15 protein-coding genes, 2 tRNA genes and 2 rRNA genes (1 of these 19 cut by a window edge) are annotated in these 20142 nt (G+C 60.1%); 7 read left to right on the top strand and 12 right to left on the bottom strand.

Features of this window, described 5'->3' with window-relative positions:
* From J0663_RS06665 to J0663_RS06640, 7 genes are all read left to right on the top strand, one after another.
* Positions 1-2837 (top strand): 23S ribosomal RNA (locus J0663_RS06665) (it extends 42 nt beyond the left edge of the window).
* A 185-nt stretch (positions 2838-3022) separates the two neighbouring features.
* Positions 3023-3137: ribosomal RNA gene (gene rrf, locus J0663_RS06660) — 5S ribosomal RNA — on the top strand.
* Between the two features lie 95 nt (positions 3138-3232).
* A tRNA-Met gene (locus tag J0663_RS06655) sits at positions 3233-3309 on the top strand.
* Positions 3310-3358: 49 nt separating this feature from the next.
* A tRNA-Leu gene (locus tag J0663_RS06650) sits at positions 3359-3449 on the top strand.
* 559 nt (positions 3450-4008) lie between these two features.
* Positions 4009-4803 (top strand): RodZ family helix-turn-helix domain-containing protein, encoded by a 795-nt coding sequence (locus J0663_RS31185; protein WP_246590380.1) that lies wholly within the window; start codon positions 4009-4011, stop codon positions 4801-4803.
* Positions 4804-5008: 205 nt separating this feature from the next.
* Positions 5009-5797, top strand: a complete 789-nt coding sequence (locus J0663_RS06645; protein WP_207244450.1) for a DUF2092 domain-containing protein — start codon at positions 5009-5011, stop codon at positions 5795-5797.
* Positions 5794-6123, top strand: a complete 330-nt coding sequence (locus J0663_RS06640; RefSeq protein WP_207243664.1) for a hypothetical protein — start codon at positions 5794-5796, stop codon at positions 6121-6123. Before J0663_RS06645 ends, J0663_RS06640 begins: the two co-directional genes overlap by 4 nt.
* A gap of 11 nt (positions 6124-6134) precedes the next feature.
* Here the strand turns inward: J0663_RS06640 and J0663_RS06635 are convergent, their stop codons facing one another.
* The 12 genes from J0663_RS06635 to J0663_RS06580 all read right to left on the bottom strand — a co-directional run bounded on the left by J0663_RS06635 (position 6135) and on the right by J0663_RS06580 (position 20113).
* Positions 6135-9317: an efflux RND transporter permease subunit gene (locus J0663_RS06635; RefSeq protein WP_207243663.1), complete on the bottom strand. Its 3183-nt coding sequence runs from the start codon at positions 9315-9317 to the stop codon at positions 6135-6137.
* 41 nt (positions 9318-9358) lie between these two features.
* Positions 9359-10555 carry an efflux RND transporter periplasmic adaptor subunit gene (locus J0663_RS06630; protein ID WP_207243662.1) on the bottom strand — a complete coding sequence of 399 codons (1197 nt, stop codon included), beginning with the start codon at positions 10553-10555 and terminating at the stop codon, positions 9359-9361.
* A 207-nt stretch (positions 10556-10762) separates the two neighbouring features.
* The gene (locus J0663_RS06625; protein ID WP_207243661.1) at positions 10763-11527 is read right to left on the bottom strand and encodes a bestrophin-like domain; all 765 of its coding nucleotides are present in this window, start codon (positions 11525-11527) and stop codon (positions 10763-10765) included.
* A gap of 131 nt (positions 11528-11658) precedes the next feature.
* Positions 11659-12789 (bottom strand): calcium:cation antiporter, encoded by a 1131-nt coding sequence (locus tag J0663_RS06620; protein ID WP_207243660.1) that lies wholly within the window; start codon positions 12787-12789, stop codon positions 11659-11661.
* A 203-nt stretch (positions 12790-12992) separates the two neighbouring features.
* A complete protein-coding gene (locus J0663_RS06615) occupies positions 12993-13700 on the bottom strand; it encodes an SDR family NAD(P)-dependent oxidoreductase (protein WP_207243659.1) in 708 nt (235 codons plus the stop codon).
* A 151-nt stretch (positions 13701-13851) separates the two neighbouring features.
* A complete protein-coding gene (locus tag J0663_RS06610) occupies positions 13852-14202 on the bottom strand; it encodes a ribbon-helix-helix domain-containing protein (protein ID WP_207243658.1) in 351 nt (116 codons plus the stop codon).
* 23 nt (positions 14203-14225) lie between these two features.
* Entirely contained in the window at positions 14226-14822 is a 597-nt protein-coding gene (locus tag J0663_RS06605; protein WP_207243657.1) for a DJ-1/PfpI family protein, read from the bottom strand.
* A 167-nt stretch (positions 14823-14989) separates the two neighbouring features.
* Positions 14990-15382: a DUF779 domain-containing protein gene (locus J0663_RS06600; protein WP_207243656.1), complete on the bottom strand. Its 393-nt coding sequence runs from the start codon at positions 15380-15382 to the stop codon at positions 14990-14992.
* A 210-nt stretch (positions 15383-15592) separates the two neighbouring features.
* Complete coding sequence (gene adh / locus J0663_RS06595) at positions 15593-17101, bottom strand: aldehyde dehydrogenase (protein WP_207243655.1); 1509 nt, start codon at positions 17099-17101, stop codon at positions 15593-15595.
* Positions 17102-17271: 170 nt separating this feature from the next.
* Complete coding sequence (locus J0663_RS06590; protein WP_138397113.1) at positions 17272-18231, bottom strand: helix-turn-helix domain-containing protein; 960 nt, start codon at positions 18229-18231, stop codon at positions 17272-17274.
* 178 nt (positions 18232-18409) lie between these two features.
* Positions 18410-19618, bottom strand: coding sequence for a TIGR03862 family flavoprotein (locus tag J0663_RS06585; protein WP_207243654.1), 1209 nt, complete (start codon positions 19616-19618; stop codon positions 18410-18412).
* A 72-nt stretch (positions 19619-19690) separates the two neighbouring features.
* Entirely contained in the window at positions 19691-20113 is a 423-nt protein-coding gene (locus J0663_RS06580) for a MerR family transcriptional regulator (RefSeq protein ID WP_138397115.1), read from the bottom strand.
* Positions 20114-20142 lie beyond the last annotated feature (29 nt).

The following is a 20142-nucleotide window of genomic DNA, read 5'->3' as shown; positions in this document are numbered from 1 at the left end:
ACAGGCGATGAAGGACGTGATACGCTGCGAAAAGCCGTGGGGAGCTGCGAATGAGCTTTGATCCATGGATCTCCGAATGGGGCAACCCACCTTAAATGCTTGGAAAATCTGATGCGCCGTTGGCGCAGGCAGTAGGAATTAGGCAATAGGCAGTGGTGGCGACACTATTGGCTAGTGCCTACTGGCTATTGCCTGATGCGTCGAAGACGCCTCAGGTTTCCAAGCATTGTGATAAGGTATCTGCACCTGAATCCATAGGGTGTAAGAAGCGAACGCAGGGAACTGAAACATCTAAGTACCTGCAGGAAAGGACATCAACCGAGACTCCGCAAGTAGTGGCGAGCGAACGCGGACCAGGCCAGTGGCAATTGTGATTAAAGTGGAACGCTCTGGAAAGTGCGGCCGTAGTGGGTGACAGCCCCGTACGCGTAGATATCACGATTGTCCTAGAGTAGGGCGGGACACGAGAAATCCTGTCTGAACATGGGGAGACCACTCTCCAAGCCTAAGTACTCGTGCATGACCGATAGCGAACAAGTACCGTGAGGGAAAGGTGAAAAGCACCCCGACAAGGGGAGTGAAATAGAACCTGAAACCGGATGCCTACAAACAGTCGGAGCCCGCAAGGGTGACGGCGTACCTTTTGTATAATGGGTCAACGACTTAGTGTAACGAGCAAGCTTAAGCCGGTAGGTGTAGGCGAAGCGAAAGCGAGTCTGAATAGGGCGTCATAGTTCGTTGCATTAGACCCGAAACCGAGTGATCTAGCCATGAGCAGGTTGAAGGTTGGGTAACACCAACTGGAGGACCGAACCCGCATCTGTTGCAATAGATTGGGATGACTTGTGGCTAGGGGTGAAAGGCCAATCAAACTCGGAAATAGCTGGTTCTCCGCGAAATCTATTTAGGTAGAGCGTCGAGCGAATACCCCCGGGGTAGAGCACTGGATGGGCTATGGGGACTCACCGTCTTACTGATCCTAACCAAACTCCGAATACCGGGGAGTACTACTCGGCAGACACACGGCGGGTGCTAACGTCCGTCGTGAAAAGGGCAACAACCCTAACCTCCAGCTAAGGTCCCCAAGTCATGGCTAAGTGGGAAAGGATGTGAGGATCCCAAAACAACCAGGATGTTGGCTTAGAAGCAGCCATCATTTAAAGAAAGCGTAACAGCTCACTGGTCTAAATAAGGGTCTTTGCGCCGAAAATGTAACGGGGCTGAAGCCATGCACCGAAGCTGAGGATTCCTCTTTGAGGAGTGGTAGCGGAGCGTTCCGTAAGCTGATGAAGGAGTACCCGTGAGGGGCTCTGGAGGTATCGGAAGTGCGAATGTTGACATGAGTAACGATAAAGAGGGTGAGAGACCCTCTCGCCGAAAGACCAAGGGTTCCTGCTTAAAGTTAATCTGAGCAGGGTTAGCCGGCCCCTAAGACGAGGCGGACACGCGTAGTCGATGGGAACCACGTTAATATTCGTGGGCCTGGTGGTAGTGACGGATTGCACAAGTTGTTCTGGTTTATTGGATTATCAGGGCAGCGGAGCGGTTCCAGGAAATAGCTCCACCGTATAGACCGTACCCGAAACCGACACAGGTGGTCAGGTAGAGTATACCAAGGCGCTTGAGAGAACTATGTTGAAGGAACTCGGCAAATTGCACGCGTAACTTCGGAAGAAGCGTGACCCCATTTTAGGCAACTATGATGGGGTGGCACAGACCAGGGGGTAGCGACTGTTTATCAAAAACACAGGGCTCTGCGAAGTCGCAAGACGACGTATAGGGTCTGACGCCTGCCCGGTGCTGGAAGGTTAAGAGGAGAGGTGCAAGCTTTGAATCGAAGCCCCAGTAAACGGCGGCCGTAACTATAACGGTCCTAAGGTAGCGAAATTCCTTGTCGGGTAAGTTCCGACCTGCACGAATGGCGTAACGACTTCCCCGCTGTCTCCAACATAGACTCAGTGAAATTGAATTCCCCGTGAAGATGCGGGGTTCCTGCGGTCAGACGGAAAGACCCCGTGCACCTTTACTATAGCTTTACACTGGCATTCGTGTCGGCATGTGTAGGATAGGTGGTAGGCTTTGAAGCGGGGACGCCAGTTTCCGTGGAGCCATCCTTGAAATACCACCCTTATCGTCATGGATGTCTAACCGCGGCCCGTCATCCGGGTCCGGGACAGTGTATGGTGGGTAGTTTGACTGGGGCGGTCGCCTCCGAAAGAGTAACGGAGGCGCGCGATGGTGGGCTCAGACCGGTCGGAAATCGGTCGTCGAGTGCAATGGCATAAGCCCGCCTGACTGCGAGACTGACAAGTCGAGCAGAGACGAAAGTCGGTCATAGTGATCCGGTGGTCCCGCGTGGAAGGGCCATCGCTCAACGGATAAAAGGTACGCCGGGGATAACAGGCTGATGACCCCCAAGAGTCCATATCGACGGGGTTGTTTGGCACCTCGATGTCGGCTCATCGCATCCTGGGGCTGGAGCAGGTCCCAAGGGTTTGGCTGTTCGCCAATTAAAGCGGTACGTGAGCTGGGTTCAGAACGTCGTGAGACAGTTCGGTCCCTATCTGCCGTGGGTGTAGGAATATTGACAGGATCTGTCCCTAGTACGAGAGGACCGGGATGGACATATCTCTGGTGGACCTGTTGTCCTGCCAAGGGCATAGCAGGGTAGCTATATATGGACGGGATAACCGCTGAAGGCATCTAAGCGGGAAACCCACCTGAAAACGAGTGTTCCCTATCAGAGCCGTGGAAGACGACCACGTTGATAGGCCGGGTGTGGAAGTGCGGCAACGCATGAAGCTTACCGGTACTAATAGCTCGATCGGCTTGATCGTTCTCATTGACAATGCTCATCAGCCAAAGCTGATGAAGCCAGAAGGGAATAGGCAGTCGGCAATAGCCACTCCTCATTCGCTTCAAAGACGTGTTCAAAAAAACGATGACAATAGCGCTATTGCCTAATGGCAACTGCCTACTGCCTCATCCCCAGCTTCTCAAAACATAAGTTGCGCTTTGCCGACCTGGTGGTTATGGCGGGGTGGCTGCACCCGTTCCCTTTCCGAACACGGCCGTGAAACGCCCCTGCGCCCATGGTACTTCGTCTTAAGACGCGGGAGAGTAGGTCGCTGCCAGGTCTGCTAAGCGCAACTTTAATCTTCTCTGATCAATCAACGGCCCACGCCGTCACAAAAGGGTCGCTCAAGCGGCCCTTTCTGCTGTAAAATAATATCGCGGGGTGGAGCAGCCCGGTAGCTCGTCAGGCTCATAACCTGAAGGCCGCAGGTTCAAATCCTGCCCCCGCAACCAAATCTCTTCCTTCTAAAAGCAGAATGCTCCTCGTGGAGCAGCCCGCTCGGCGGGCAATCGATTCACTGGATCGATTGCTTTCCGCCTCGCCTCGTCAGGCTCATAACCTGAAGGCCGCAGGTTCAAATCCTGCCCCCGCAACCAAACTTCCAAAAGCTAAAGCAAAACGATCCCCTCGGATGAGCCCGCTCGGCGGCAATCGATTCACTGGATCGATTGCTCTGCCGCCTCGCCTCGTCGTTCGCTAAGGCTCACCATAACCTGAAGGGTGAGCCTGCGAACGGTTCAAATCCTGCCCGAAACCAAATCTCTTTCCAAATAGCCCGCCTCCAGCGGGCTTTTTGATTCCGGAATATGTCAAATAACGCCCCTTCAGGGGCCCGAAAGAAGGCAAAACCGACGCAGCCGGACACAAAACTACAAACCTGGCCACCCAACCAGATCTCCTTCATTATCTCAAAAGCCGATGACGGGGGCTTTTGCGTTTCGGGACGTCAGAAATGATAGCCTTCCAAGTTGCGATCGACCTCTGGCGGTGACTATATAGTTGCTAAAGAGATAATATTCTAATATACATAGACTAGGCGCATCTTATATTTTCATTGCAGCAAGCAACGTCCGTCCATTCGGCGGCGCCTATTATCCTGTTCAGAGGGAATTCCGATTTCATGAAGTAGATCAGAGATTATAGGGGGAATCATGCGGAAATGGCGATTTTCTCTACCGACCTCTCCGTGTCGGAGGCGTCGTCTTCTTTCGGTAGTCTCCGGCTTGCCTGCTTTCTGCGCGGTGGTGTTCTTCACCGGGATCGTTCTAGCGCAAGCGCCGACCGAAGAGCAGCGCAATGCCATCAGGTCGGAGTGCCGCTCCGATTTCATCGCAAAATGCTCCGGAGTGACGCCGGGAGGCATCGAGGCGCTGACCTGTCTACAGCAGCATAGTGCGACGCTTTCGGCGGGTTGCCGGAATGCAGTTTCGGCGGTGAACGTAAAACCTAAATCGACATCCGCGGAGCCGACGCCGGCTGCGCCTGCAAGTACTGCGGTGACCACCCCGGCGCCTGCGACCGGCACGCCGGCGCCTCAGCCGACGCAAGCGCAGCGAAATGCGGTCAAATCGGCCTGCCAGCGCGACTTCATGGCGCAATGTTCCGGAGTGGCGCCGGGCGGTGCGGCGGCGCTCAGCTGTCTGCAGCAGCATAACGCCGCTTTATCGGCGCCATGTCAGCAAGCGGTTGCGGCTTTGGGGGGATCGGGGGTGCCGGCGGCCGGCGATGCGGCCGCCACCGGCGCGATTACGCCGGCCCCTCGGAGAATGATGCCAGCCTTCTCCCCACGTGAGGAAGTGATGATCCTGCGGGAAACCTGCGGAGCGGACTTCCGAGCCTTGTGCGGCATGGTGCCTTTAGGCGGAGGCCGGGGGGTTGCCTGCCTGCGCGACAATCTGCAACGCGTGTCACCGGCCTGCCATCGTGTCTTGACCTCTGGATTGTAGTGCCCGTTTGAAATTTGCTCTCTGAAAGAGCTCATCGCGCGCCAGCGAGAAATTCGGCGCGCGATCCTGCAAAAGCCGGCTGACGGCTATGCGTCCGCATGCATGCATTTGCTTCTCTCAGATTTTATGTCCGGCTGCGGCAAGTCCGCCAGCCGCTATCTGCAATTGGATGGAATCAATGACGACACCAAGGAAAGGCATTGCCATGTCATCGACCTTCTCTTTGCCGCGATGGAAGCGGATGCTCCTATATGCTTCGCTTGCCGCCACCCTCGCGCCGCCGACCAACGCATGGGCGGATGATTCGAAAGCCCTGCTCAAGACGATGTCCGATTTTCTGACGGCGCAGAAGACGATATCCTTCACCTACCAATCGTCGCTCGAAGCGGTAACGCCTGCCTTCGAGAAACTCCAGTTCGTAAGCTCCGGCACGGCCAACCTGACGCGTCCCGACAAGCTGCGCGTCACCAGGACCGGCGGCTTTGCCGACCTCGACGTCAGTTTCGACGGCTCGTCGCTGACGGTGCATGGCAAGAATCTCGACGCCTATGCCAAGATCGATGGCAAAGGTTCGCTGGATGAGCTGATCGACAGGCTGATGACCGCTGGCGTCGAGGCCCCCGGCGCCGATCTCTTGTCCACCAACGTCTACGACACGCTGATGTCGGATGTGATAGAGGCCAAGCATATTTCCAGCGCTTTCGTGGACGGGGTCGAATGCGAATATCTGGCCTTCCGGACGCCCGAGATCGACTGGCAGATATGGATACAGAGCGGCCCGCAACCGATACCCCGCCGCTATGTCATCACCAGCAAGCACGTCGTCCAGGCGCCGCAATACACGCTCGAAATCAGCGATTTCAAAAGTGGGGCTGAAGTCGCGGCCGTTTCCTACACCATCGAGGTTCCAGCCAGCGCCAAAACGGTCGATCTCAGTGAGCTGCAATCGCTCGATGAGCTGCCTGAGGCTGCCGATATGGGAGAGGTAAAATGACTTATAGCAAGCTGTTCTTCGCGCTCGGCTTTGCCGGCGTTCTGACATTTACCGGCTTTCACATCGAGGGGCAGGGATCCACGCCGGTACCGGTCGGCTTCGTCACGCCGGCGGGCGCCGCTATCGGCAGGCCGCTGACGCCGCTCTCTTATGCCGGCGTCGCCCGCCGGACGACGCGGCGGGTCGTCACCCGCACGACGACTGCTATCGCCGTGCTTCCGGCGGGCTGCCGCTATGGTCCCTATTACGGCGGCTACTATTATCGATGCGGCGGTTATTATTACGCGAAGAGCGGCAACGTTTATGTGCAGGTGATCGTGCAATAACGGCGATCGCTTCACCCGACGTTCGATATCTCCGCCTCTGTCACGCTCGCGGCCGTGTTTGCGGTCGCGCCGCGCCGCTTCCAATATTCCTCGAGGCGCTGCAGCAGCACGTAGAAGGAGGGAACGAAGAGGATGGCAAGGCAGGTCGAGGCGATCATGCCGCTGAAGACCGATATGCCGATCGACTTGCGGGCCGATGCGCCGGCGCCCGTCGCCAGCACCAGCGGCAGGACCCCGAGGATAAAGGCGAAGGACGTCATCAGGATCGGCCGGAAACGCAGACGGGCAGCCTCGACGGCCGCGTCCAGGATTTCCATGCCTTCCGTTCGTTTTTCACGCGCATATTCGACGATGAGGATGGCATTCTTGGCCGCAAGCGCAATCAGCAGGATGAGGCCGATCTGGGTGTAGAGATTGTTGGCGACGCCGGCAGCCGTGAGTGCGGCCACCGTGCCGAGGAGGGCCAGCGGCACAGCCGCTATGACCGCCAGCGGCAGGATCCAGCTTTCATATTGGCCGGCCAGCACGAAATAGACGAGCAGCATGGCAAGGGCGAAGATGAAATAGATCTGACCGCCCACAGCCTTCTCCTGATAGGAGAGCGCCGTCCATTCGAAACCGGTTCCCGCCGGCAATGTATGGTCGGCGATCTGCTCCATGACCTCCAGCGACTGGCCCGAGCTGAAACCGGCGGCTGGTCCGCCGACGATGGTGGCGGTGGGATAGAGATTGTAGAGGCTGATCAGTGAGGGACCCTGGGTCATGGTAACGTTGACGACCGTGCCGAGCGGCACCATCGTCCCGTCGCCGGCCTTGACCTTCAGATTACGGATGTCGTCAGGGCTGACGCGGAAGTCGGAAGCGGCTTGCGCATAGACCTGGAAGGTGCGGCCGAATTTATTGAACTGGGTCACATAGCTTGATCCGACATAGCCGGAGAGAGCGGAAAACACCTGGCCCACCGTAACTCCCAGCGTCTCCGCCTTGATGCGATCGACGGAGACTGCAAGCTGCGGCACGTTCGAGCGAAACGGCGTGCTCAGCCTTTGCAGCGATGACTGGGCGTTGCCGTTCTTGACGATCGTGTCGGCAAGCGTCTGCAGCAGCGGATAATCGGATACACCGTTCCTGAGCTCGACCTGCATGGTAAAACCGTTGGCATTGCCGACGCCCTGTATCGGAGGCGGCACGACCACCAGCGTTTTTGCGGTCAGCACATGCTGCAGAGCGTCATTCAGATGCTGATAGATCGACAGCAGATCCTGTCCCTTCTCCTTGCCGCGCTCGTCCCAATCCTTAAGGACGACATAGGCGACGCCGGCATTCTGCAGGCTGGCATTGTTGTCGAGAACGGAAAGGCCACTGATGGTCAACACCTGATCGACGCCGGGGGTCGCCTCGGCGATCTTGCCGACCTCTTCCATCACAGAATCCGTCCGCTCTTTCGATGCGCCGTCCGGCAATTGCGCACTAATCAGCAGATAGCCCTGATCCTCCAGGGGTAAGAACGCCGTCGGCAAGCGAGTGAGGCCCCAGACCGCAACCCCGATCAGGACGAGCGCCGCGATGGCCATGATGCCGCTGCGGCGGGTCATCGCTCCGATCAGACCGGCATAGTGGCGCTCACCCCAGTCATATCCCCTATTAAAACCGCGATAGAGAATGTTGCGTTTTTCGGGGGGCACCGGCGTGCGAAGCCAAAGGGCGCACTGCGTCGGCTTCAGCGTGACGGCATTGATGGCGCTGATCAGGGCGGTTGCGGCGATGACGAGTGCAAACTGCCGATAGAGTTGACCGGTCAGGCCGGGCAGGAAGGCGGCCGGAATGAAGACGGCCATTAGCACAAGCGTGATCCCGATGACCGGGCCGAGCAGTTCCTCCATCGCTTTCTCAGCGGCCTTTCGGCCCGACATGCCGGCCTCGATGTGGCGGGCGACGCCTTCGACGATGACGATGGCATCATCGACCACAATGCCGATCGCGAGGACGATGGCAAAGAGCGTCGATAGGTTGACCGTGAAGCCCAATGCCGCCATCGCCGCGAAGGCGCCGATGATGGTGACCGGAACGGTCGTCGCGGGCACGAGCATCGCCCGCCAATCCTGCAGGAAAACCAGAATGACAATGAGGACGAGTACGCCCGCTTCGATCAAGGTGACGTAAACCTCGTCTATGGAAGCTTCGACGAATTTCGTCGTATCGAACGGCATGTGATATTCGAGACCCGGCGGAAAGCTCTTTGAGAGTTCTTCCATCTTGGCGCGCACCGCCTTCGCCACCGCAATGGCGTTCGCCTCCGGCAGCTGGAAAATGCCGATGCCTGCTGCCGGCCGGCCGTTTTGCGTGAAGGACTGGCTGTAGGTCTGGGCGCCGAGTTCGACGCGACCGATATCGCGAACGCGGGTGATCCGGCCGCCCTGTCCGCTTTCGACCTTGACGACGATGTTCTCGTAGTCGGCCGCCTCGTTCAGCCGGCCATTGACATTCAGCGTGTACTGGAAGACCTGCCCTTTCGGCACCGGCGGAATGCCGATCTGGCCGGCAGTGACCTCCTGGCTCTGCTGCTGCACGACGTTGACGACGTCCTGCGGCGTCAGGCCGCGGGCCTGCAGCAGGTTCGGATCCATCCAGATGCGCATGGCATATTGGCCGGCGCCGAACACGGTGACATTGCCGACGCCCGGCAGGCGGGAGAGTTCGTTCTGCAGGTTGATGACGGCATAGTTCGACAGGAACAGGCTGTCATAGCGGCTGTCGGGCGAGGTCAGGCTGACGAAGCCGAGGATCGCCGTCGATTTCTTCTGCGTCGTCACGCCCTGAAGCTGCACCGCTTCGGGAAGCGACGACATTGCTATGGCGACACGGTTCTGCACCAGAACCTGCGCCTGGTCCGGATCCGTTCCGATGGCAAAGGTCACGATCAGCGAATAGGTGCCGTCGCTGGCGCTTGTGGACTGCATGTACAGCATGTCCTGCACGCCGTTGACCTGCTGCTCGATCGGCAGGGCGACGGTGTCGATGAGGGTCTGTGCGCTGGCACCGGGGAATCGCGTCGTGACCTGCACCGTCGGCGGGACGACATTGGGGTATTGCGCCACTGGCAGCTGGAACAGGGCAACCGCGCCGACCAGCACGAAGACCAATGCCAGCACGTTGGCAAGCACCGGCCGCTCAATGAAGAAACGCGAGATCATGCTGTTGCCCTCAAACGTTCAAATGGAGCGTGGTGGCGAATTCATTGCGTGGTTGTGTCTGCCTTGGCATCGCCGGCGGCGTTAGTCGTCGGGTTCATATCCATCTTCTCGGCGGTGACCTTGCTTCCCGGAATGGCCTGTTGAATTCCCTGGGTCACCACCCAGTCAGCCGGATCGAGGCCGGATTGAATGACCCGGAGCGCGCCCTCACGCTGGCCGATCTTGACCTGCTTCTGCTCGATGACATCATCGTTGCCGAGAACCAGTACGTAGGTGCCAAGTTGGTTCGTTCCGATCGTGTCGTCGCGCACCAGTAGGGCCTTGTCATCGTGGCCGACCGGTACCCGGACTCTGACGAAGAGCCCGGGCAACATGGCGTGGTCCTTGTTGTCGAACAGCGCGCGCACCTGAAGCGTGCCTGTGGAGGCATCGAGCTGAGGCGATACGTAGTCGAGATGTCCCTTGTGCGGATAGCCTTCCTCGGTCTGAAGACCGATCTCCGCGGGGATGCTTGGAAGGCCCGTCTGCCTGAAAGTATGTCCTTGCTTTGCCAGGGTTTGCTTGATCATCAACACCTGCGTTTCGCTGACGTTGAAGTAGGCATAAAGCGGATCGGTCTGGACAATGCTGGCGAGTTTGGTGGGGCCGGACACGCCGACCAGCGTGCCGATGTCGACGAGGTGGTCGGTGACGATGCCATCGAAGGGAGCGAGCACCTCCGTATAGCCGAGGTTGATCGTCGCCAGATCGACATTGGCCTGGGCGTTGAGAATGGCGGCATTCGCCTCGTCGAGCGTTGCCTTGGCGCTGTCGACCGCGGTCTGGGTGGTGACCTGTTGCTTCGACAGATTGAGCTGACGGTCATATTCCTGCTTCGCGCCGACCTGCGAGGCTTGTTGTGAGGCGAGTGATGCCTTGGCCTGATCGAGTTGCGCCTGGTAGGTGTCGCGTTCGATGCCGAAAAGCTTGGTGCCCTTCTTCACCATCATGCCGTCCTGGTAATCGATGGATTGGATAAAGCCCTGGACACGCGCCTCGATATCGACGGCATTGAGCGGCGCCGTATTGCCGGTGAGCTCGAAGTAAAGCGTTACCGGTTGCTGGACGGGCTGTGCAACCCGAACCACGGGAGGTGGAGGAGGAACATAGGTGTTCCCGCTTTCCTCACAGCCGACGAAAAGCGCCGTGCAGGCAAGTGTCAGAAAAATTCGCAGACCCTGATGCAATCCCCCACGCATTGCCGCCGCCTCGACATCTCAAGAGCCCAGTCTTCGATGCGTGCCTCGCCGGCGGCCCCCACCGGCCGGCCGAAGGTTCAAGGCATGTGATATTATGTCGCGGCATTGCTAATAATTGCAATAGTCCTTGATGCACAATTGAACTGCTTCGCAGAGGCGGAGCGCAGTGTGAAGGGCTCTGCCGGTTCAGCCGCCATCGTAAGCCGGCTACGGTTTGCCCAGACGTTCAAGGGCGGACTGCAAGGGTGCGTCGGAAACGCGGACCAGACCGATGTAAGGATTGGCCATGTCGGAAACCAGGAATACGGCACCGGCGACCGACAGGGCACAGACAAGGAGAATGGCCAGCACCGTCGGGTTGGGCGGTGCCTGAAGCCCGAAGGTTGTGAAAAGCAGCGAGAGCCAAAAGACGACAACAACAAGGAAGGACCAGGGCAAGCCCTCGCTCCCGGATTCGACCAGCAGCCAGTGGGTTTCGGCCAGCATGCCACTCACTTCGAGAGCGCGCGCTTGGAGGGAATGCTGCACAGCATCGCGCGGTGACAGCGATCGAAGAACGCCTTGAACCGCCTCGATATTCTGGTATTCCCCTGCCGCTCCGCCCGATGGCTTATCGGTGGTCTCGGCAGTCCAGCCGCGGCTCAGCCGCCTTTCGATGAGCTGACGCAGCAGCTGGCGCGCATGATCGGTTTCCGGGCCGTATTGCGCCATGACGCGGTCCAGCAGAAGAACCCGCGCAGCCGCCGTCCTCATCTCCACTTCGGCACTGTCATAGCTCGACTTAGCAGATGCGATCAGTAGACCGAGGGCCAAGGCCGACAGCGTTCCTACCACCGCGGTTGCGAGCCTGATGGCATCCTTGGATTCCGAGCTGAGATGATGATCCGGCAAGCGACCGCGCACCACCATTCCCATCGATGTCGCCGCCGACAGGAAAACAAATACAAGCCCGCCAAGCAACAGTGAGCTCAAGTCCCGTCTCCGTGCCGACACGACAATGCCGCAAGCTGCGATGCCTGCAAGCTCTATGCAAGAATGCGGCCATCATAGCGGAAGACAGAGGGAGCGTGGGAACTCCTTACTTCCTCATTCCAGAGCGGAGATCACTGCTGGAAGATCAGCAGCAGGTAAGCCAGGAAAAGCACCAGATGGACGGCGCCCTGCATGAGATGAGTGCGACCGCTGGCAAAGGTGATGATGCTGACGGCAAGGGTGAGCAGGAGCATCACCAGATCACCGTGTTCCAGCCCAAGGGTGACCGGATGTCCGTAAAGACGGCTGACGGCGAGCATCGCCGGCACGGTCAGTCCAATCGTGGACAAGACCGAACCCAGAAAGATATTGACGGAGCGCTGAAGATTATCGGCGATGGAGGCGCGCACGGCACTGATCGCCTCCGGCGTCGCGACGAGGATGGCCATGACAACGCCGCCGAACGCGGTCGGCGCATGCAATGTCTCGATGATGTAATCGATCGGCCGCGCAAGCTGTTCGACCAGAAAGACCACCGGGCCCATATAGGCGAAGAGCAGAACGGCATGCGGCCAGACCGGCCGGTGCGAAAGGGTCTGTTCGCCAGGATGCTCATGGCGATGGCCATCGGTGGTGAAATAATCCTGATGGCGGCCAGCCTGGAGAAACAGGAATGTGGTGTAAAGGCCGACCGAGATGATGCCCAGTACCAATTGCCGCGGCGCCGATGGATGCGGTCCGTCCGGACCGGCTAGAAATGTGGGCATGACGAGGCTGAGGGTCGCTAGCGGCACGATGACGCCGAGATAGGCGTTGGCGCCCTGGAGATTATGCTGTTGCTCCGGCCGCCGCCACGCCCCCAGCAGCAATGACAGGCCGACCATGCCATTGAGGATGATCATGACGACGGCAAACAGCGTGTCGCGAGCAAGCGTGGGATTGTTCTCGCCGTGAATCATCACGGCGGAGATCGCCATGACTTCGATCGAGGTTATGGCGAGCGTCAGAATGAGCGTGCCGTACGGCTCCTTCAGCCGCTCGGCCAGGTGATCCGCGTGCCGGACGACAGATAGGGCGGAGCCGAGAACGACGGCAAACAGCCATCCGAACACCACGGCGAACCAAAGCGGATCGGGAAGACGCCGGAAGAGTTGCTCCGGAAAGGCGAGGAATATCAGGCTGGTTGCGACGCTGACGCCGAGGAACCATTCCTCGCGCAGGCCGATCTCGCCCGCGGTGCGCACTGCGGGCCTGTCAGTCATCGAGACCACCGCAATTCCGCAAATTCCGTCGCAATGCGATCATCAGCACCATCGTGTCCCGCCCGCTCTCCTGCGTCACTTCAGTGAAACAAGCTCGACCCCCAAGCCGGCCCCTAGTCGCCACTCAGAATACAAAAGGACCGTATCTCACGCCAGATGGCATCCGCCCCAGGCGCGGGCGCAGCAAGCCAAGCAAGACTTTGTTATTCGCGGCCAGTCGCCGGGATTGCCGCGCCGGTGACGACGGCTGCCGCTGGCGAAATCAGGAAGGCGATGAGCCGGGCGATCGACTGTGGCGATACCCAGGCGTCCATTTTTGCGTTGGGCATGGCGGCGCGATTCTCGGGTGTATCGATCGTGCCGGGCAGAATGCAGTTGGCGGTGATGCGGTCGTCGCGGCATTCGGCTGCAAGGGCTTCCGTCAGCCGAATGACGGCAGCTTTCGAGGCTGCATAAGCGGCTTGGTTAGGGCCGGCTTTCAGGCCGGGCATCGCAGCCACGTGTACAATACGGCCGTAGCCCGCAGCCTTCATCGTCGGGAGAACCGCCGCGCTGATCGTCAGCGCCGTGCGGGCGTTTGCCGTCATCATAGTATCCCATTGCGCCGGGGCTTCCGGCCCGACCGGCCCCATCTGAAACCCGCCAACGGTATTAACCAGTGCGCCTACACCGCCAAAGCGCTTGACGGCTCGGGCGACGGCGACAGCGCAGGAGGCGTAGTCGGTGAGATCCGTTCCAGCGATCGACAGAAACTCGGCGGACGCAGGAAGCTCGCCGGCCAAAGTTTCCAGCTCCTGGCTCGAACGGTTCATGCAGACGAGTTTAACGCCGGCGCCCGCAAGCTCCCGGACAACGGCGCTGCCGAGGTTGCCGCCGGCTCCCGTGACGATCACGGCTTTCTGGTCGTTCATGGCAAGCGATCTCCTGACGGTGCCGGTGCTGGACGCCGCGCATTGTTGGTCCAGGCTGCGCCTCAACGCAACCCCGCCAATCAGATATCTTGAGAATGCGGGCGGAGCACAGGCTCCGCCCGTCATCATCCTGGTTTCGTCGGACTGATCTTCAGTGATATTTTTCCCGTTCGCGGCCGAGGATAACCGGCGCATCCAACTCAGAGATCGGGCGGGTGACATCTGCCGGAATGTCACCGGTGAGCTGCAGGTCGAGGTAGCGAGCACAGCAGACACGCAGGAAGGATGTGAAGTTTCCGAGATCATGGCCGGCATCGATCGATTCATGGTGCAGCCGAGTAATCAACTGCACGACGTTCATGCCGTCGCGCCGGGAAATTTCCTCAAGCTTCGACCAAAAGAAGTTCTCAAGCCTGACGCTCGTAACCATTCCATCGATACGCAGCGACCGGGTGGTGCTTTCCCACAGCCGCGCATCAGCCTTGATGAAGAGTTCACACATGTCGTCCTCCCGGCCCCGCCTCCTCAGGCGGCGTTGGTTTCAGGTATTGACGAGGCATCGAGCACGGTCATGAACTGCCGCAACCAGGAGGGATGCGCCGGCCATGCCGGCGCGGTGACCAGATTGCCGTCCGAGACCGCATCGGTGATAGAAATATCGGCGTAAATGCCGCCGGCAAGTTCGACTTCCGGCCGGCAGGCCGGATAGGCCGAGCAGGTGCGGCCCTTCAACACGCCGGCGGCGGCAAGCAGTTGCGCCCCGTGGCAGATGGCTGCAACGGGTTTTCCGGCATCGAAAAAATGCCGGACCGATTTGATGACCTCGGCATTGAGGCGAAGATATTCCGGTGCGCGACCGCCGGGGATAATCAGGGCATCGTAATCCTCCGCCCGCACGCTGTCGAAAGTGGCGTTCAGCGCAAAATTATGGCCGCGTTTTTCCGAGTAGGTCTGATCGCCCTCGAAATCGTGAATGGCGGTGGCGACGGTCTCACCCGCCTTCTTGCCTGGGCAGACGGCATCGACCGTATAGCCGCAGGCGAGCAGCGTCTGAAACGGCACCATCGTTTCATAGTCTTCGGTGAAGTCACCGGTGATCATCAGGATCTTAGAAGCTGGCATCGCATCCTCCTTTGAAACCAACAGACGAAGATTAACAAAGAGCGCCCAGCAGCAGGTACTATGGGAATACTACAGGCGAAATTCTCGGCCGGCGGCAGATGGGCATCACGACAAGAGCGCTTTCAGATCCTCTTTTGGATGCAACTGCACCTGTCGTGCGGCAGGCGTCAGACCGACCTGATCGTCGCATCCGGTACGGCACAGGCCTCGCCGCCGCCGAAGAGGCGGGAACGGGTAAGGAAACGTTTCTCGCGGCCGTTGTCGAGCGAGAACATGCCGCCGCGGCCCGGCACGACATCAATGATCAGCTGCGTGTGTTTCCATGCCTCGAACTGGCTGGCGCTGATATAGACCGGCACGCCGCCAATCTCCCCGAGTTTGACGTCGCTGTCGCCGACCATGAATTCATTGGCAGGATAACACATCGGTGAAGAGCCGTCGCAGCAGCCGCCGGACTGGTGGAAGAGGATATCGGGATGATCGCGCTTGATTTCCGCGATCAGGCCGAGGGCCGCGTCGGTTGCGAGAACGCGCGGTTGGCCGTTGACGGTCGTTTCCATTATTCTTCCTCCCAAAGTTTCGAGGGAGGATTCCCCTCCCCAACCCTCCCCACAAGGGGGAGGGGCTTAACGTGCGGCCTCGCCTTATTCACTCTTGAGCGTAGCATACAGGGTCGGCTTGTTGGTTTGCGCGACGGTGCCACAGCTTAGCCCCTCCCCTTGTGGGGAGGGGCTGGGGAGGGGTTTTCGACTCTCCCGCCATGCCGCTTCTCAAAAGAAACCGAGCGCCTTCGGGCTGTAGCTCACCAGCATGTTCTTGGTCTGCTGGTAGTGATCGAGCATCATCTTATGGGTTTCACGGCCGATGCCGGACTGCTTGTAGCCGCCGAAGGCCGCGTGGGCCGGGTAGGCGTGGTAGCAGTTGGTCCAGACACGGCCGGCCTGGATTTCGCGGCCGAAGCGATAGCAGGTGTTGGCGTCGCGGCTCCAGACACCGGCACCAAGACCGTAGAGCGTGTCGTTGGCGATTTCGAGCGCTTCCTTCTCGTCCTTAAAGGTCGTCACCGAGACCACCGGTCCGAAGATTTCTTCCTGGAACACACGCATCTTGTTGTGGCCCTTGAAGATCGTCGGCTTGACGTAATAGCCGTTCGCCAGCTCGCCGCCGAGATCGTTGCGCGCGCCGCCGGCCAGAACCTCCGCACCTTCCTGCTTGCCGATGTCGAGATAGGCGAGGATCTTCTCGAGCTGCTCGGTCGATGCCTGAGCGCCGATCATGGTCTCGGGATCGAGCGGGTTACCCTGCTTGATCGCTTCGACGCGTTTGACGGCCTTTTCCATGAACCGGTCGTAGATCGACTCCTGGACGAGGGCGCGGCTCGGGCAGGTGCAGACTTCGCCCTGGTTCAAGGCGAACATTGCGAAGCCTTCGAGCGCCTTGTCGAGGAAGTCGTCATCCTCAGCCATGACATCGGCGAAGAAGATATTCGGCGACTTGCCGCCGAGCTCCAACGTCACCGGAATAAGATTCTGGCTCGCATATTGCATGATGAGCCGGCCGGTGGTGGTCTCGCCGGTGAAGGCGATCTTGGCGATTCGGGGGCTGGTCGCCAGCGGTTTGCCGGCCTCGATGCCGAAGCCGTTGACGATGTTGAGCACGCCGGGCGGCAGGAGATCGCCGACGAGTTCGGCCCAGATCAGGATCGAAGCCGGGGTCTGCTCCGCGGGCTTCAGCACGACACAGTTGCCGGCGGCAAGCGCCGGCGCGAGCTTCCAGGCGGCCATCAGGATCGGGAAATTCCACGGGATGATCTGGCCGACGACGCCGAGCGGTTCATGGAAGTGATAGGCGACGGTGTCATGGTCGATTTCGCCGATCGATCCTTCCTGGGCGCGGATGCAGGAGGCGAAGTAGCGGAAGTGGTCGATCGCCAGCGGAATATCTGCCGCTATGGTTTCGCGGATCGGTTTGCCATTGTCCCAGGTTTCGGCCTGAGCCAGCAATTCCAGCTTGTCTTCCATCCGCTGGGCGATCTTCATGAGGATATTGGAGCGCTCGGCAGCCGAGGTGCGGCCCCATTTTTCCTTCGCCGCATGGGCTGCGTCGAGCGCGAGATTGATGTCCTTCTCGCCGGAGCGCGGGATGTCGCAGAGCTTGCCGCCGGTTACGGGCGTCAGGTTCTCGAAATATTTGCCCTCGACCGGCTCGCGCCACTCGCCGCCAATATAGTTGCCGTATTTCAGCTTGTACGGCGACTCGACGATTTTCTGATGAAGCATGTCATCCTCCCTTGATGATCCAGGTTCCCATCGAACCAGTGGGAGGAAAATGTGCGCGTTTTGCCGGAGAGAACAGGGTGGGTCACCAATACCGCAGTGCACACTGTCGCAGACATGCGACAGGATCGCCTGGTGATTGCCCCATGCCCGGGGAACCTTCGAGCGCCTGCTCAGTGGAGGTCGAACTTCTTCATCTTCCGGTGCAGAGTGGCGCGGCTGATCCCGAGCGCGACGGCTGCCTGCGAAACATTGCCGCTGGTGCGCGACAGCGCGCGCAGCAAGGCTGCCTTTTCCGCTTCGATGATCTCCTCCTGCTGCGAAACCCCAGCCTCATGAAGGGCATCGGCGGCGGGAATGCCGGCAGCAATCCGCTTGTCGTCCAGCTGCAGGGCGATGCGAGCGGCGCGGGTGGCGCCGAGCACAAGATCGTGCCGGTCGACCGCGAGCAGGGCGGCGGCGGAATTGGCGCCGGCCGGGACCATCAGGAAACGGGCGCCAGCAAAGGCCGAGCGGAAGAGGTTGAGTTCGATGCGCATCGCCGCATCGCGCACGGTCTGGGTCAGGATGGCAAGCGTCATCTCGCTGACGTCTTCACGGCACGTCGAGATGTCGAGGGCGGCGGCGAGCTCGCCGCGATGATCGCGGATCGGCGCCGTCGTGCAGCTCAACCGGATGTTCGAGCAGAAGAAGTGTTGGTCGCGGAAGATGGCGACGGCGCGCTCGTCGGCAAGCGCGGTGCCGATGCCATTGGTGCCGATGCTTGCCTCGGTCCAGACAGAGCCGGTCCAAAGGCCCAGATCGTAGAAGTCCTTGTCGTCGCCTGATGTGCCGCGGCGTTCCAGCGCGATGCCGTTCCTGTCGGTCAGAAGAATGCAGCAGCCGGCCTTGCCGACGGTGGTGAAGAGGCGGTCGAGCTCATCGGTCGCACCGGCGATCAGCCGTTCCGACTGTTGGCGGGCCTGGTGGAATTCCTGGTCGGTGAGGCGCAGCGGCGCACGCTCTTCTTCCGGCGCGAGCCGGTGCATGGTCATGCAGCGCCGCCACGAGGCGACGATCGGAGAACTCGCGGCAGCGGAATTGCGCTGCGCAGAAGTGTAGACATGCTCGGCATGTGCTGACTGTTCGTGCATCTGCTCCTCCCACGGAACTTCAGCATAGTCTGATGGAAACGCGCCCGGTTTGCAATTGCAGGCTTCGACGACCGCGCTCCTCTCACCCTGGGCGATCAGGGCATGATGCTGAAAAGTGTGAGCGATCTTTGCACCACACCCGCTCCGCTTCATTGATCTAGATCCGGGTTAGCATCTACTAGCGTGACAGCCAGGTCTCGATGCCGCGCGCTGCCGCCCGGCCGGTCGCAAGACAGGCGGTGAGGAGATAACCACCGGTCGGCGCCTCCCAGTCGAGCATCTCGCCGGCGACGAATGTGCCCGGCAGGGCCTTCAGCATGAAACCTTCATCAATGCCGCTCCAGCGGATGCCGCCAGCCGAAGAGATCGCCTCGGCGATCGGTCTCGTGTCGAGGAGCGGGATCGGCAGGGCCTTGATCATGTCGGCGAGATGCCGGGGATCGCTGCGATCGCGCTCCGGGGCGAGTTCGCGCAGCAGCGCCGCCTTGACGCCATCGATGCCGGCGCCCTTTCGCAGGCGGTTCGAGAAGCTTGATTTGACGTCCTGTCGCGCCAAGTCCCGCGTTAGTCTTTCGGCCGTCCGCCCCGGTGCAAGGTCAAGCGTCAGGACGGCGCGACCATGGCTTTGCAGCCGATCGCGCAGAGCGGCGGCATGGGCGTAAATCAGGCTGCCCTCGATGCCACTGCCGGTGATGACGAATTCGCCGGGAAAGGTGCCGGCCTCGGAGCTGGCGGTAACTGACTTTACCGGCTCGCCGGCGAAACGTTCTCTCAAACTCTCGCTCCAGCCGACGACGAAGCCGCAATTGGCGGGCCGGAAGGGGTCGATCTCGACGCCTCTTTCTGCCAGCCAGGGCAGCCAGCTCGCATCGGAGCCGAGGCGCGGCCAGCTTGCACCGCCGAGCGCCAGTAGAGTCGCATCGCAATGGACGACGCTGCGCCCTTGCGGCGTTTCGAAAACATAGCCCTCTTCGGCAAAACCGGTCCAGCGATGGCGGGTTCGCAGCGTAACACCCTGGCCCTCGAGCCGTCGGAGCCAGGCGCGCAGCAAGGGAGAGGCCTTCATCGTTATCGGGAATACGCGACCGGACGAGCCGACAAAGGTTTCGGTCCCCAACCCTGAAGCCCAATCCCTGATATCATTGGGCGTGAAAGCGTCGAGAGCTGCGCGCAGGCGCACAGAGGCCGTGCCGAAGCGTGTGACGAAACGGATGTAGTCCTCGGAATGGGTGATGTTGAGGCCCGATTTGCCGGCCAGCAGGAACTTGCGGGCGAAGGTGGGCATGGCGTCATAGACGGTCACCGCATGGCCGGTAAGCGAGATCCGCTCGGCCGCCGCAAGGCCCGCGGGGCCTCCGCCGATGATCGCAATCCGTTTCTGGTTCATGGATATCTTCGCCCGATTCCTGCTGGGGCAGTTTTGGCGCGAGGGCGGACCAGCCGCAAGGGCGCAAACGCGTCAGTGGTGCGCATGCGTGCACTGGCCGTGGTCGGCAAGCACCTCTATGACGCGGCATTGATCGACGCGGCCGTGGCCGCAACCTTCGACCATGATTTCCAGCTCGGCCTTCAGCGCCGTCAGGCTGCGGATACGCTGCTCGACCTCGATGAGGCGGGCCTTGGCGATGGCATCGGCCGAGGCGCAGGACTGGTTCGGATCATCCTGCAGGGTCAGCAACGTGCGGATCGCCTCGATCTCAAAACCGAGTTCGCGGGCGTGACGGATGAAGGTGAGCCGGCTGATATCCGCAGGCTCGAAGGCGCGCTGGTTGCCTTCGCTGCGGCTCGGCGCCGCGAGCAGACCGATGCTCTCGTAATAACGGACCGTCGGCACCTTGACGCCGCTCCGGCGCGCGGCTTCGCCGATGGTGATCCTTTTCATCATTTTTCCTCTTGCACCTCTAGTCACTA

The sequence above is a fragment of the Rhizobium lentis genome, from assembly GCF_017352135.1.
GTDB classification, from domain to species: domain Bacteria; phylum Pseudomonadota; class Alphaproteobacteria; order Rhizobiales; family Rhizobiaceae; genus Rhizobium; species Rhizobium lentis.
The sequence above is the reverse complement of the archived record's forward strand: the minus strand, read 5'-3'. Positions and strand labels throughout refer to the sequence as shown.

What these genes read in the sequence shown, in the direction of transcription:
- J0663_RS31185 (WP_246590380.1), top strand. Translation starts at nt 4,009, where the DNA reads ATGCGGAAATGGCGATTTTCTCTACCGACCTCTCCGTGTCGGAGGCGT.
- J0663_RS06645 (WP_207244450.1), top strand. Translation starts at nt 5,009, where the DNA reads ATGTCATCGACCTTCTCTTTGCCGCGATGGAAGCGGATGCTCCTATAT.
- J0663_RS06640 (WP_207243664.1), top strand. Translation starts at nt 5,794, where the DNA reads ATGACTTATAGCAAGCTGTTCTTCGCGCTCGGCTTTGCCGGCGTTCTG.
- J0663_RS06635 (WP_207243663.1), bottom strand. Translation starts at nt 9,317, where the DNA reads ATGATCTCGCGTTTCTTCATTGAGCGGCCGGTGCTTGCCAACGTGCTG.
- J0663_RS06630 (WP_207243662.1), bottom strand. Translation starts at nt 10,555, where the DNA reads ATGCGTGGGGGATTGCATCAGGGTCTGCGAATTTTTCTGACACTTGCC.
- J0663_RS06620 (WP_207243660.1), bottom strand. Translation starts at nt 12,789, where the DNA reads ATGACTGACAGGCCCGCAGTGCGCACCGCGGGCGAGATCGGCCTGCGC.
- J0663_RS06615 (WP_207243659.1), bottom strand. Translation starts at nt 13,700, where the DNA reads ATGAACGACCAGAAAGCCGTGATCGTCACGGGAGCCGGCGGCAACCTC.
- J0663_RS06610 (WP_207243658.1), bottom strand. Translation starts at nt 14,202, where the DNA reads ATGTGTGAACTCTTCATCAAGGCTGATGCGCGGCTGTGGGAAAGCACC.
- J0663_RS06605 (WP_207243657.1), bottom strand. Translation starts at nt 14,822, where the DNA reads ATGCCAGCTTCTAAGATCCTGATGATCACCGGTGACTTCACCGAAGAC.
- J0663_RS06600 (WP_207243656.1), bottom strand. Translation starts at nt 15,382, where the DNA reads ATGGAAACGACCGTCAACGGCCAACCGCGCGTTCTCGCAACCGACGCG.
- adh (WP_207243655.1), bottom strand. Translation starts at nt 17,101, where the DNA reads ATGCTTCATCAGAAAATCGTCGAGTCGCCGTACAAGCTGAAATACGGC.
- J0663_RS06590 (WP_138397113.1), bottom strand. Translation starts at nt 18,231, where the DNA reads ATGCACGAACAGTCAGCACATGCCGAGCATGTCTACACTTCTGCGCAG.
- J0663_RS06585 (WP_207243654.1), bottom strand. Translation starts at nt 19,618, where the DNA reads ATGAACCAGAAACGGATTGCGATCATCGGCGGAGGCCCCGCGGGCCTT.
- J0663_RS06580 (WP_138397115.1), bottom strand. Translation starts at nt 20,113, where the DNA reads ATGAAAAGGATCACCATCGGCGAAGCCGCGCGCCGGAGCGGCGTCAAG.